General features: G+C 59.4%; 9 protein-coding genes. 1 reads left to right on the top strand and 8 read right to left on the bottom strand.

The window, feature by feature from the left end:
* Nucleotides 1–7: 7 nt before the first annotated feature.
* Genes argH through IEW09_RS09410 form a run of 8 tightly spaced genes read right to left on the bottom strand, consistent with a single transcriptional unit; the run spans nucleotide 8 to nucleotide 7,977 of the window.
* A complete protein-coding gene (gene argH / locus IEW09_RS09445; protein WP_188553896.1) occupies nucleotides 8–1,420 on the bottom strand; it encodes an argininosuccinate lyase in 1,413 nt (470 codons plus the stop codon).
* Nucleotides 1,413–1,922, bottom strand: coding sequence for a hypothetical protein (locus IEW09_RS09440; protein WP_188553895.1), 510 nt, complete (start codon nucleotides 1,920–1,922; stop codon nucleotides 1,413–1,415). The genes argH and IEW09_RS09440 overlap by 8 nt, the downstream gene beginning before the upstream one ends.
* Before the next feature lie 3 nt (nucleotides 1,923–1,925).
* Entirely contained in the window at nucleotides 1,926–3,269 is a 1,344-nt protein-coding gene (gene argG, locus IEW09_RS09435; protein WP_188553894.1) for an argininosuccinate synthase, read from the bottom strand.
* A 34-nt stretch (nucleotides 3,270–3,303) separates the two neighbouring features.
* Nucleotides 3,304–4,398, bottom strand: a complete 1,095-nt coding sequence (gene argF, locus IEW09_RS09430) for an ornithine carbamoyltransferase (RefSeq protein WP_188553893.1) — start codon at nucleotides 4,396–4,398, stop codon at nucleotides 3,304–3,306.
* Complete coding sequence (locus tag IEW09_RS09425) at nucleotides 4,391–5,644, bottom strand: aspartate aminotransferase family protein (RefSeq protein ID WP_188553892.1); 1,254 nt, start codon at nucleotides 5,642–5,644, stop codon at nucleotides 4,391–4,393. Before IEW09_RS09425 ends, argF begins: the two co-directional genes overlap by 8 nt.
* Nucleotides 5,641–6,423: an acetylglutamate kinase gene (gene argB, locus IEW09_RS09420; protein ID WP_188553891.1), complete on the bottom strand. Its 783-nt coding sequence runs from the start codon at nucleotides 6,421–6,423 to the stop codon at nucleotides 5,641–5,643. Before argB ends, IEW09_RS09425 begins: the two co-directional genes overlap by 4 nt.
* On the bottom strand, nucleotides 6,420–7,496 hold the full coding sequence (gene argC, locus IEW09_RS09415; protein ID WP_188554399.1) for an N-acetyl-gamma-glutamyl-phosphate reductase: 1,077 nt from the start codon (nucleotides 7,494–7,496) through the stop codon (nucleotides 6,420–6,422). The genes argB and argC overlap by 4 nt, the downstream gene beginning before the upstream one ends.
* 40 nt (nucleotides 7,497–7,536) lie before the next feature.
* On the bottom strand, nucleotides 7,537–7,977 hold the full coding sequence (locus tag IEW09_RS09410; RefSeq protein WP_188553890.1) for an arginine repressor: 441 nt from the start codon (nucleotides 7,975–7,977) through the stop codon (nucleotides 7,537–7,539).
* A gap of 258 nt (nucleotides 7,978–8,235) precedes the next feature.
* Here IEW09_RS09410 and IEW09_RS09405 point away from each other — a divergent pair, with 258 nt between their 5' ends.
* A complete protein-coding gene (locus IEW09_RS09405) occupies nucleotides 8,236–12,801 on the top strand; it encodes a glutamate synthase-related protein (protein ID WP_188553889.1) in 4,566 nt (1,521 codons plus the stop codon).
* Nucleotides 12,802–13,070: the final 269 nt, after the last annotated feature.

Below are 13,070 nucleotides of genomic sequence, written 5' to 3'. Positions count from 1 at the left end.
AGCCGTCTTAAACCTTTCCAGACTCGGCCTCAAGCCGCTTGCGAGCATCCGCAAGGGCCTGTCTGACCCGGTGCCGCGCCGTGCCGCCAACGACGTCGTGGCAGTCCAGCGTTGCTTCTAGAGTAATTGATGCGTAGAAATCCTGATCGAACTCTGGCCCGAGCTGCCTCAGCTCTTCGAGAGTAAGCTGGTCAAGCTCGCGGCCAGTCTCCAGTCCAAGACGGACGGCATTGCCGATAATCTCGTGCGCCTTGCGAAAGGGAACGCCTTTATTTGAGAGATAGGTAGCGGCGGCCATGGCGTTCAGGTATCCCGTCTCGGCGGCGAGTTTCATGCGGTCGAAGCGGAACTTGAGCGACGCGGTAAAGGCGGGAAGGACGCTAAGCATTCCGGCGATGGTGTCGGCTGCGTCGAAGACTGGCTCCTGTCCTTCTTGAAGGTCTTTGTTATAGGCGAGGGGCAGGCCCTTGATGAGTGTGGCGAGGGTGGTTGCCGCACCAAGCAGGCGTCCGGACTTGCCGCGGATAAGCTCGGTGAGATCGGGGTTCTTCTTCTGCGGCATGGCGGAGCTGCCGGTGGAGAAGGCTTCGGGCAGGTCTAAAAATCCAAACTCTGCCGTCGAGTAGAGGGTCAGTTCCTCGGCGAAGCGCGAGATGTGGATGCCGAGGGTGGTGAGGGCCTGCGTGAACTCGAGGGCGAAGTCGCGATCGCTGGTCGCGTCCATACTGTTGGGCGTGGGACCGTCGAAGCCGAGGGCTTTGGCGGCGATGGTGCGGTCGAGCGCGAGCGTGGCTCCGGCGATGGCGCCCGAGCCGAGAGGGCAGAGGTTCATGCGCTTGCGGGCGTCGACGAGGCGGCTTGAATCGCGCTCGAGCTGGCTGACGTAGGTGAGCAGCCAGTGGGCGACGAGGACGGGCTCGGCACGCTGGAGGTGGGTGTAGCTGGGCATGACGGCTTCGCCTGCGTTCTCGGCGAGGTCGATAAGGGCCTTGCGCCATTCGCGTAGACCGGCGAGGGTAGCGTCGATGGCGTCGCGCACGAAGAGGCGCATGTCGGTGACGATCTGCTCGTTACGACTGCGGCCGGTGTGGAGCTTGAGGGCGAGGTCGCCGATGATCCTGGTGAGCTGAAGCTCGGTGAAGTGATGGATGTCCTCAGCCTCGGGCGCGGAGGCAACGACGGCCGGAGTAAGGGTGGTCTGAGCGAGAACTTTGTCCAACCCGTCGAGCATGGTGGCCAGTTCGGCATCGGTAAGGATGCCTGCGGCAGCAATGACGCGGGCGTGCGCCTTCGAGGCGGCGACCTCCTGCGGGAGGAGACGCCAGTCAAAAGGGAACGAGCGCTGCCACTCTTCAAAGGTTTTGTTGAGTGGCTCGCGGAAACGGCCTGACCACATCTTACTTGGTTGCTCGTTAGACATCGGTATCTGTTCCTTTGGTATTGCTTTGCGAACGTGGCCGGCTCCATGTCCAATTTTCAATTTCTTTGAAACTTTGTGCCTGCATCTTAGAGCGGAGCAGATTCAATATTTCAACTGTTGGTGTAAAGACAGTCGTATATTCGTCGTGGTCTGCGTAACTCACAAATTCTTTCGAAGATGGGAAAAACGCAAAGTCTATCCATTGCCCGAGCAGACACTCGAGTATGTTAACGACTTCCGCAGTATCTTCAGCTTCAAGTGTCGAGTGCTCCAATCGAGACTCGTCAGTAACAATTCCCAATCCCTTGAGATACCAAATAAGTTCGCGGGGATTGAATACGAGTTGCTCGATACATACAACCCCTTTGTTGGCTTCGAATGAGTCAAGAAGAGTGTGAACAAAGGTTGATAAGTCGTTAAGTGGAGTGGCATATGTTTGCTGAAACATGAATGGTGGTTCTTGCAAGCACCACTTATCCGAAGATGCCGCGCTGATTTTCATCGTCTATTTCTTGCTGTCCTTAGTGCTTTCAAGCTGTGGCATCTCGGAGCCCTTGCTTAGAGTGATGAGGCCGCTCTGTGCGTAGGTCATCAGCTTGGCGCGGGTGTCGGTGATGTCGAGGTTGCGCATGGTGAGCTGGCCGATGCGGTCGCGTGGAGAGAAGGTGGATTCGGTCTTCTCCATGCTGAGGCGCTCGGGGTGGAAGGTGAGGTTGGGAGAGTCGGTGTTGAGGATCGAGTAATCGTTGCCGCGGCGCAGCTCAAGTGTGACTTCCCCGGTGACGGGCTCGGCGACCCAGCGTTGTGCGGCTTCGCGCAGCATGATGGCCTGGGGATCGAACCAGCGGCCCTGATAGAGCAGGCGGCCTAGCTTGCGGCCGTTGTCGCGGTACTGCTCGATGGTGTCCTCGTTGTGGATGCCGGTGATGAGGCGCTCGTAGGCGATGAAGAGCAGAGCGAGGCCGGGCGATTCGTAGATGCCGCGGCTCTTGGCTTCGATGATGCGGTTTTCGATCTGATCGCTCATGCCGAGGCCGTGGCGACCGCCGATGCGGTTGGCTTCGAGCATCATCTCAACGGGATCAGGAAATTCCTTGCCGTTGAGTGCGACGGGGAAGCCTTCTTCAAAGCGGATGGTGATCTCTTCGCGCTTGATCTCGACATCGTCGCGCCAGAAGGCGACGCCCATGATGGGGGCGACGATCTTCATGCTGGTCGAGAGATGTTCGAGGTCCTTGGCTTCGTGCGTGCCGCCGAGGATGTTGGAGTCAGTCGAGTAGGCCTTCTCCGACGACATCTTGTAGGCGAAGCCGGACTTCTGCATGAAGGCCGACATCTCGGCGCGGCCACCGAGCTCGTCGATGAAGGCGGCGTCGAGCCAGGGCTTGTAGACCTTGAGGTCGGGGTTGACGAGAAGGCCGTAGCGATAGAACCGCTCGATATCGTTGCCCTTGAAGGTGGAACCGTCGCCCCAGATGTTGACGTCGTCCTCCTTCATCGCCGTCACCAGCATGGTGCCGGTGACAGCGCGGCCGATGGGTGTGGTGTTGAAGTAGGTGACGCCCGCGGTGGTGATGTGGAACGCGCCTGACTGAAGCGCGGCGATGCCTTCGCGCACGAGCGGCCCGCGGCAGTCGATGAGACGTGCCTTCTCCGCGCCGTACTCGAGCGCCTTACGCGGAATCTCGTCGTAATCGGCTTCGTCGGGCTGGCCGAGGTTGGCGGTGTAGGCGTACGGCAGAGCGCCCTTCTGCTTCATCCAGTGGAGCGCGGCGCTGGTGTCCAGGCCGCCGGAGAAGGCAATACCGACCTTCTGGCCGACAGGCAGGGATTCGAGAATTACGGACATAGTGATGCGGACCTCAATAGGTGAACGTGAATGATTAGGAGCGTTTGCGAGGCTGAGATGAGCGGTTGCGGCTGCTGGCCGTCCGCTTGGCGCCGCCAAGCAGCATCAGCAGAAGCGCTTTCTGTGCGTGCATACGGTTCTCTGCCTGATCGAAGACGACCGACTGCGGGCCATCTAGCACAGCATCGGTGACTTCAGCGTTGCGGTGCGCGGGCAGGCAGTGCATAAAGACCGCGTCGGGCTGCGCGTGGGACATCAGCTCTTCGTTGACCTGATAGGGCTTGAAGATGGGCGCGCGCTTGGTGGCTTCGTGCTCGAAGCCCATGCTGGTGCATACGTCGGTATAGACAGCATCGGCACCGGTGACGGCCTTAATGGGATCGTGCATTAGCGTGATGCTGCCGCCTGTCGATTCGCTGATCTCGATTGCCTTGTGAATGATATCGAGCTTAGGAGCAAAACCTTTAGGCGATGCAACGATGCAATGTGCGCCAAGCTGTGCGGCGGTCAGCATCAGCGAGTGGCAGACGTTGTTGCCGTCGCCGACATAGGCGAAGCGCAGCCCCTGTGCCGAGCCGAAGCGCTCTTCGAGCGTGAAGAAATCGGCGATGGCCTGACAGGGATGCTCAAGGTCGGAGAGTGCATTAATGACGGGAACCTTGGAGCATGCGGCCATCTCGGTGATGGTGTCGTGCGCATAGGTGCGCAGCACGATGATGTTCATCCAGCGCTCGAGGTTGCGCGCCATGTCGGAGAGTGATTCGCGCTCGCCGAGAGGAGACTGCGTCTGATCGACGAAGATGGCGTTTCCGCCGAGCGTGTTGATTGCGGCTTCAAAGGTGACGCGTGTGCGCAACGATGCCTTCTCGAAGAACATCACCATCTGGCGGGCGTCGAGCGCATGGCGGAAGTCTTCGGGGTTGGCCTTGACGGCGTGAGCGAGCTCCATGATGGCTGCCATCTCCTGCACGGTGAGGTCGGCGATGGAACAGAGGTCGCGGCCGCTGAGGCGTTTACTTGCTTCGCTGAAAGCAGTGTCTGACTGGATGCCAAGGGTTGCTGTCGGCTTGCGCGAAATCTCTTCGCCGTCTGCGGGCTTCGGGTTCATGACTACGGTTTTGCTACCCATGGGCTTTTTCTCCTGCCGGTGCGGTCCCGGCATATGCTGCTGCAAGATCTTTCAGAATTTCGTCGAGCGCGTTGACGGCAATCTCAACATGCTTGCGCTCAAGAATGTAGGGCGGCAGGAAACGAAGCACCGTCTCGCTGGTGCGGTTGATGATGATGCGGCGCTCCATCATCTGCGCGGCGGCCTGCTTTGCCAGCTCGGCGGAGTTGATCTCAATGCCGAGCATTAGGCCCGTGCCGCGAACATCGACGATGCAGTCGTGACGGGTTGCCAGCTCCTGAAGCTTCGATTTGAAGAACTCTCCCGTGGCTTGAATGTGTGCCAACGTGTTTTCGCGTTGCATGGTATCGAGTACAGCAATAGCGACAGCGCATGCGAGAGGGCCGCCACCGAAGGTCGTGCCATGCTGGCCGGGAGTGAAGCCAAGAGCAGCCTCATCGGTGCAAAGCATCGCTCCCATGGGGATGCCGCCGGCGATGGGCTTGGCGAGCGTGGTGATGTCGGGCAGGATGCCGTAGTGCTGGTAGGCAAACCATTTGCCGGTACGGCCAAGACCGCTCTGAATCTCGTCGGCGAGCAGCAAAGCGCCGGTGGAGTCGCAAAGCTCACGAGCAGTGGCGAAGAACTCCTTCGAGACGGGATGGATGCCGCCTTCGCCCTGAAGCGGCTCGATGCAGATGCCGCAGACATCGTTCGAAAACTTCGCGCGCAGATCGTCGACATCGTTAAAGCGCACAAACTCGACATCGGGCATGACCGGAGCAAACGGTTCGCGGTACTTCTCTTTGTGAGTCGTTGCAACCGAGCCCATGGTGCGTCCGTGGAAGCTGTGTTCCATGGCAAGAAACTTCGTGCCGATCTTGCGGCCCTTCTCGCGCAGCAGACGAGCGTGAGAGCGAGCTAGCTTCAGCGCGGCCTCCCATGCCTCGGTGCCGCTGTTGCAGAAGAAGACGCGATCGAGACCGCTGATCTCGGTGAGGCGAAGCGCGAGGTTCGCTGTGCCTTCGTGATAGAAGAGGTTCGAGGTGTGGAGCAGGCGCTTGCTCTGGTCGAGAATGGCCGCTTCAATGGCTGGATGAGCGTAGCCGAGCGCGGAGACGCCGATGCCGCTCAACAGATCGAGGAAGTCGTTGCCGTTTTCATCGCGCAGGTAGACGTCGTGTCCACCGACAAAGAGATAAGGATTGCGCTCATAGGTATGGAGAAGCAGTTTGCTCTCCGCCGCCTGTATGGATGCCAACTTCATGCGACCATTACCTCCGTTCCATCATTCACTCGGGTCGAGCAGAGATCAGGCAGCAACATCGCCGACTCCGCAGGCAGAATTCGTACACGTTTGACGCCATGCGTAAGGGCATTGCGGCAGGCATTGAGCTTTGGCAACATACCGCCAGAGACAACCTGCTGCTTCTCCAACGCCGGAATCTGCGACAGCGTCAGCCATCGCATCACGTTTCCATCCGCTCCCTTTACGCCGGGGACGTCGGTAAGAAAGACGAGGGTATCGGTCTGCGTGCAGATGGCGCAGGCTGCGGCCATCTCGTCGGCGTTGATGTTGTAGTACTCGCCGTCGAAGCCCAGAGCGATGGATGAGATGACAGGCACAGCGCCCATCGTCCAGATGGCTTCGAGCCAGCGGGAGTCTGTTCCGGCGATCTCGCCGACAAAGCCGAGATCGGGGTTCGTCTTCTTCTTGCGCGCGCGAAAGACATGGCCATCGCCGCCGGAGAGGCCAACAGCCGCCTGGCCATGCGATCCAATCGCAGCGACCAGCGACTTGTTGACGCGGCCCGCCAGCACCATGATGGCGGCATCGCGGGTCTCGGCATCGGTGATACGCAGGCCGGAGACGAACTCGCTCTTCTTGCCCATCAGCGCCAGGGTGCGCGTTAGCTGAACGCCACCGCCGTGGACGACGGCAACCTGGTTTCCGTCGGCTACCAGCTCGGCGATTGCTTTGCCGCAACCATGTAGAATCTGGGGATTTTCAAGGGCCGCACCGCCTAGTTTAACGACAAATCTCACAGCAAGCCCTCCTGTTCTTTCCAACCGCACATCAGGTTTAAATTTTGAACTGCCTGACCGGACGCACCCTTCAACAAGTTGTCCAGGCAGGAGACGATGACCATCCGCTTTCCATCCGGCGCAAGCTCGAAGCCGATATCGCAGAAGTTGGTACGAACGACGTGCTGGATCTGCGGCAAGTGCGGCGTGGGATAGAGACGAACCATGGGGCTGTCCCGATAGAAGTCTGAGAACATGGCACTGATCGCTGCGGGCTCGGTCGGCCGCTTGAGCCGCAGATAAATGGTCGCGAGAATTCCGCGTGGAATCGGTAGCAGGTGAGGCGTGAACTGAATCTGGTCGGAGTCCAGATGAAGCTGTTCCAGCAGTTCGCCTCTATGCCGATGGCCGAAGACGTTATAGGCAGAGAGATTGTCGGCGGCATACATGAAGTGAGTCTTTGTCGTCGCGGCTTTTCCCGCTCCGCTCACACCCGACTTCGCATCGCAGACGATCCCGTGGTCGAGATCGACCAATCCTGCCTGAACCAGAGGAGCGAGTGCCAGAATCATGGACGTGGAGTAGCAGCCCGGGTTCGCAACCAGACGAGCGCGCTTGATCGCGTTGCGGTGCAGCTCGGGGCATCCGTAGACTGCCTCTGCCTGCAACTCATCTGCGAGCGCGGGTTTGGCATCCTTCAAGCGATAGACGTCCCGATTGCGCGTCTCCTGCAACCGCCACGCGCCGCTCAGATCGACGACTTTGATGCCGCGCTCGATGGCTTCGGGGACCCATTCGCGCGATTGCTCATGCGGCGTAGCCAAAAATAGCACCTCGATTCCTTCGTCGACGATTCGGTTCCAGCTGAAGGAATAAACCGGATTGGATTCCGCCGCGCCCGGGCCGGTAAGATAAGGATGAAGCGCCTCAAGCGAAGTGGACGGGCCGACCTCGGCCTCGCCTGCGCGGCCCAGAAAGGTCGGCTTCGTTCCTTCGAGAGCAGGGTGATGCAGCAGCAGGCGTGCCAGCTCGCCACCGGCATAGCCGCTGACGCCTGCCACAGCGATGCGGGGTGGACGTGAGCTGGCAGTCAGGGTGCCAACGCTTTTGGTCGATGTTTGCAGTGCTTCGAGATTAGCCAATGTAACCTTCAATTCGCGTTTTTAGTGCCTTTGCCTGTTGTTCGTCAGGGCAGATGATGAGAATGGTGTCGTCTCCGGCGATGGTGCCGACGACCTCCGGCCAGTCTTCGTAATCGATTCCGGCAGCGACTGGCTGAGCGCCGCCGGTCGTTGTAACCAGAACAAGAAGGTTTGCTGCCGGACGCACTTCAAGGCCGAAGCTGTGAAGGATATCGCGGATACCCGGCAGCGCGTCTTCGGCTGCGTCCTCTCCGCCGGGAAGGGAATAGCCGGCAGGCCCCTTGGAGAGCCGGAGCTCATGGATGTCCCGTGAGAGGGTGGCCTGAGTGACATGGAAGCCTCGACCCGCAAGTTTTTTCCGCAACTCATCCTGATTGGCAACGGAGGCCGTTACCAGCAACTCTCGAATTACGGTATGACGCTGTTGTTTCATGCGGGTGATTCACCTATTAAAAAATCGCAATATAACTCTGTAAAAGATTGCAATGTATCTATGTTAACGGTCGCAACACACTCATGGAAATGGATCGTAAGGCTTAGATGTCAGCCCCGGACAGAAGAATAGGGCATGTATAAATATACATCATCGTGTATATTTATACATGCCCCCGCTGATTTGCTTTATGAAGCGTATCAAAAAAAGGAAGGTACCTCTGGCGACACTTGAGCATCGCTGGACGTATAGTGAAGCATGGACCGGTTTTTTACAAATACGTTAAACCCCGCTGCCCTGACCCCTGCCCCCTTGTCTGCCCAGAGCCCCCTGCGCGTCTCTCCGCGCATTCCTTCCTCCTTGATTGATGAAAAATTTGAGCATGACTCCTGCGGCGTCGGCTTTGTCGCTGCCGTGGATGCCGTGCCGACGCATAAGATTCTTGAGCAGGCTTTGACCGCTCTTGGCCGCCTGGCGCACCGTGGTGCGACCGCTGCCGATGGAAAGAGCAGCGATGGCGTGGGCGTGTTGACCGCTGTCCCGCGCACCTTACTGCTGCGCGCTACCAATATTGAGTTGGATGACCAGCAGGCGCTGGGTGTGGGCATGCTGCTGCTGCCGCTCGAAGAGACGCGGGCAGAGGCGCTGCTCGAGCGCTGTCTGCTCTCACACGACTTTAAGGTGCTTTGTTGGCGCGACGTTCCTATCTGTACGGAGTGGCTTGGAGAAGAGGCCCTTGGAACGATGCCGAAGATTCGGCAGATGTTGGTGGTGGATGCGGCCAACGCCGAAGCGGGAACCATGGAGCGGAGACTCTATCTGGCCCGGAAGCAATTTGAGCGGTCGCACGAACGTGGGGATGTGACCGGCTATATCTGTTCTCTGTCGTCGCAGACGATTACCTATAAAGCAATGGTGGCCGGAAGCTTTCTGGCGAACTTCTTCCCCGACCTGGCGTCGGAGGAGTTTGTCACGCCGTTCGCGGTCTTCCATCAGCGGTATGCCACCAACACATTGCCGACTTGGCATCGTGCGCAGCCCGGCCGCAAGCTAGGCCACAACGGTGAGATCAACACCATTTGGGGAAATCGTGCGCGTATGACGGCCCGCGATTCCACGCTGCCGGTAGAGTGCAAGCCTGTGCTGACCGAGGGCGGCACGGACTCGACCAGCCTCGATGAGGCGATTGAACTGCTCTCGCAGAATGGCAGAACGCTGGCCGAGGCGGTTCGCATGCTCCTCCCGCCTGCGTCCGAGGGTCACGAAAAGTCTTCGTTCCTGCGTTACCACATCGATTGCGCTGAACCGTGGGATGGCCCGGCAGCACTGGCCTTCAGCGACGGCAAAGTTGTTGGCGCTGCATTGGACCGCAACGGTCTTCGCCCCTGCCGTTTTGCCGTGACCAAGGATGGTTTGGTGGTTGCAGGCTCGGAGATCGGTCTGGTCGATCTCGATCCGGAAGTGGTAGTGCATAGCGGACGTCTTGGACCGGGTGAGATGTTCCTTGTCGATCTCGAGGCCCATAAGGTCTACGAGAACGAGGAGCTGTTGCAGATCTTCGATGCCGGAGCGACCTACGCCAAGCTTGTAGAAGATACTCCGCTGAACCCTGTCCCCTTCCATCCGATTGAGGCAGCGACCCTCTCGGCGACGCATCGTGGATTTGGCTACACACGCGAAGACGTGAAGATGATTCTGCAGCCGATGGCAGCCGAGGGCAAGGACCCGGTCTGGTCGATGGGCGACGACACTCCGCTGGCTTTTCTGGCGCGTTCGCCACGGCCTTTGTACGCCTACTTCCGGCAGCGGTTTGCGCAGGTGACCAACCCCGCGATCGATCCTCTGCGCGAGGCCTGCGTGGTTTCGCTGCATACGCGCCTCGGTCCATGGGCCCATCTGCTCGACAAGAATTCGCCGCTGCCCGGGCTCTCGTTAGCGTCGCCTTTTATCTCTCTGGGGCAAGTTGAGGCTCTGCGGAAGCGCGAATATCCTCATGCGGCAGAGCTGAACTTTGCTGAACTGCAGTGCGTCTTCAAGCCGGAGAGCACCCTGCTTCAAGGACTCGATGACATCTGCATGCAGGCCATTCAACTGGTCCGCAACGGCGCGCGCATCCTCTTGCTCTCCGACCGCTCGGCGAGTCCGGAGCGGCTGCCGGTTCCGATGGCGATGGCCACCGGAGCGGTGCATCAGGCATTGGTTGGCGCTGGTCTGCGGACGCTGGCCGGAATCGCCGTTGAAGCCGGCGATTGCCGCGATATTCATCACGCAGCAGTCCTGATCGGCTATGGCGCTGGCGTGGTTTGCCCGTGGCTTGCCCTTGAGACTGCTTTGAGCGTGGCACCTGCGGGAACGGATGCAGAGGCGTACGAGCGCAAGATGCTGAAGGCGCTTGATGCCGGTCTGGCGAAGGTGATGTCGAAGATGGGCATCTCGGTCGTTCACAGCTATCGCGGCGGACATCTGTTCGATATCCTCGGCCTGCACTCCAGCGTGGTCGATCGCTGCTTTGTCGACACTCCCGCGCCTCTTTCGGGCATCGGGTTTGCGGAGGTGGAGCGTCAGCTTCGGCAGACGTGGCTGGTGGATGAAGGAGTTGCTGCTACCGCAGACCTGCCGGACTATGGCTGGGTGCGCTTCCGCAAGGCCAACGTCTCTGAGCCTCATGCCTGGCAGCCACCCAACGTCAAGGCGTTGCAGTCTGTAGTTGGCACGGCGCGCAATGTTCCGCAGCCGACCGATCCGGCGGGCGCGTTTGCCATCTTTACCCAGGAAGTTCTGGAACACGATCCGGCTGTCCTGCGCGATCTGTTGAAGATTCGCCCATCGGCCGCTGAGCTACCTTTGAGCAGTGTTGAATCGCCGTCGAGCCTGTGCAAGCGGTTCATCGCCAGCGCAATGTCCCTCGGCTCGTTGAGCCCGGAGGCGCACCAGACCATCACTGCCGGTATGAACATGCTCGGCGCACGCTCGAACACTGGTGAAGGCGGTGAAGACCGAGCGGTTTACAAGCTTAACTCCGTCGACGGCGGCAGGATCCATCAGGACGAGGAGCTGATCCTACAGGCGCGGTCGCGTTCCGGCGGTGGCGCTGCTGCAGTGGCAGAGCCTGTCGTCGAAGCTCCGGCTGTGCATACTTCGCTGAACAACAAGATCAAGCAGATTGCCTCCGGACGTTTCGGCGTGACGGCTGAGTATCTGGCGCACGCGGAAGAGATCGAGATCAAGGTGGCGCAGGGTGCGAAGCCCGGTGAGGGCGGACAGTTGCCCGGCCACAAGGTAAGCGGGATGATTGCGCGTCTTCGCCATGCTCAGCCCGGCGTTCCGCTGATCTCGCCTCCGCCGCATCACGACATCTACTCCATCGAGGACCTCGCACAGCTTATCTACGATCTGAAGCGCGTGAACCCGAAGGCTGCGGTGGGCGTCAAGCTGGTCTCCGGCTGCGGCGTCGGCACAGTTGCTGCCGGTGTCGCCAAGGCGTATGCAGATTTCATCGTCATCGCTGGCAATGTCGGTGGAACCGGTGCAGCGGCTTTGTCGAGCATCAAGTATGCAGGCAATCCATGGGAGCTTGGACTGGCCGAGGCGCAGCAGGTGCTGATGCAGAATGGTATGCGTGGGCGCGTTCGTCTGCGTACCGATGGTGGTCTGGCGACTGCCCACGACATTCTGATTGCGGCTCTGCTCGGCGCGGATGAGTATGCGTTCGGTACAGCGGTACTGGTAGTTCTGGGTTGCGATATGGCCCGTCAATGCCACCTGAACACCTGTCCCACGGGCATTGCGACGCAGAAGCCGGAGTTGCGGGCGAAGTTCCGCGGCAAGCCGGAGCATGTGGTTCGGTTCTTCGAGCAACTTTCGGCTGACTTGCAGCAGTTGCTGGCGAAGTATGGCTTCGCTTCGCTCGACGAAGCGATTGGTCGTACGGACCTGCTGGAGCAGGTCAGGTTCGACGGCAACCTCGACCTTCAGCCGATGCTGGCGAAGGTCTCGGAAGGTGCAAGCCGGTGGATGGGTGGTCGCAACGACCAGCCAACGGTTGGTTTGCCGCTGGATGAGGCATGGGTCGCTCCTGCGCTCGAGGCTGTTGAGCAGGGCAAGCCCTACGTCGTTGAGTCCAAGATTGCTAACTGCGACCGCGCTATCGGTTCCCGTCTTGCCGGAGAGTTGGTTCTGCGGCGCGCTCAGGCTGATCTCCCCTCGGATGTGACCTTCAATCTGAATGGCACGGCGGGACAATCTTTCGGTGCCTTTGCGGTCGATGGCATGAAGCTGGTGCTCGATGGACAGGCCAACGACTTTGTTGGCAAGGGACTATCCGGTGGCGAGATCGTGATCCGCGCCTGTGGTCTGGCGGCGAAGGACAGCGGGCAGCATGTCATCCTGGGCAATGTGGCCTTGTATGGCGCTACGTCCGGGAAGCTGTTTGCCGCAGGCCGGGCGGGAGAGCGATTCGCCGTTCGTAACTCTGGCGCAATAGCCGTTGTTGAAGGTGTTGGCGACCACGGTTGCGAGTACATGACCGGTGGCGTTGTGGCCGTTCTGGGCCGGGTCGGCATGAACTTCGGAGCCGGTATGACCGGCGGTTTGGCGTGGGTCTACGATGCCGACGGTTCGTTCGTGTCGGGTCAGCGATACCACCCTGAGTTCATCTCCGCAGAGGGATTCAACTCAGTCGATCAGGAGTCGCAGGAAGCCTTGAAGGCGATGATCGTGGCTCATGCGGAGGAATCTTCCAGCGGATTGGCAAAGGCCATGTTGGCGGACTGGCCGAAGCAGGCTGCGGCATTCGTTCGGTTGACTCCGGTTCCGCAGGCGTAATTTTCCCTCCACTTCTCTGGCCGAACAGGCTGGTAGAAGACGGATGTAGTGTATTTGCATTCAACGGTAATGGATTTACGGGTCAGTCTTGCTTTCAGTAGGGCTGACCTTTTCTTATTTGAGATGGATCGCTGTGGAAAAGTGGAAAAATGCATAAAGATGCATTTTTGAGGGCCAAGTCGGGTTCCGTTGGTAGATTTATCCAGCATTACTACAGTTGCAAGACTAAGCTTTTGCCGAAAATTCACGTTACGGACTGAGCACCGAAG

It is taken from the genome of Edaphobacter dinghuensis, from assembly GCF_014640335.1.
In the GTDB taxonomy this organism is placed as follows: Bacteria; Acidobacteriota; Terriglobia; order Terriglobales; family Acidobacteriaceae; genus Edaphobacter; species Edaphobacter dinghuensis.
This window is presented reverse-complemented; position numbering and strand designations above follow the sequence as displayed.

Bases quoted from the DNA above. Each gene is read 5' to 3' on its own strand.
- argH (WP_188553896.1), bottom strand. From the start codon at position 1,420: ATGTCTAACGAGCAACCAAGTAAGATGTGGTCAGGCCGTTTCCGCGAG.
- IEW09_RS09440 (WP_188553895.1), bottom strand. From the start codon at position 1,922: ATGAAAATCAGCGCGGCATCTTCGGATAAGTGGTGCTTGCAAGAACCA.
- argG (WP_188553894.1), bottom strand. From the start codon at position 3,269: ATGTCCGTAATTCTCGAATCCCTGCCTGTCGGCCAGAAGGTCGGTATT.
- argF (WP_188553893.1), bottom strand. From the start codon at position 4,398: ATGGGTAGCAAAACCGTAGTCATGAACCCGAAGCCCGCAGACGGCGAA.
- IEW09_RS09425 (WP_188553892.1), bottom strand. From the start codon at position 5,644: ATGAAGTTGGCATCCATACAGGCGGCGGAGAGCAAACTGCTTCTCCAT.
- IEW09_RS09410 (WP_188553890.1), bottom strand. From the start codon at position 7,977: ATGAAACAACAGCGTCATACCGTAATTCGAGAGTTGCTGGTAACGGCC.
- IEW09_RS09405 (WP_188553889.1), top strand. From the start codon at position 8,236: ATGGACCGGTTTTTTACAAATACGTTAAACCCCGCTGCCCTGACCCCT.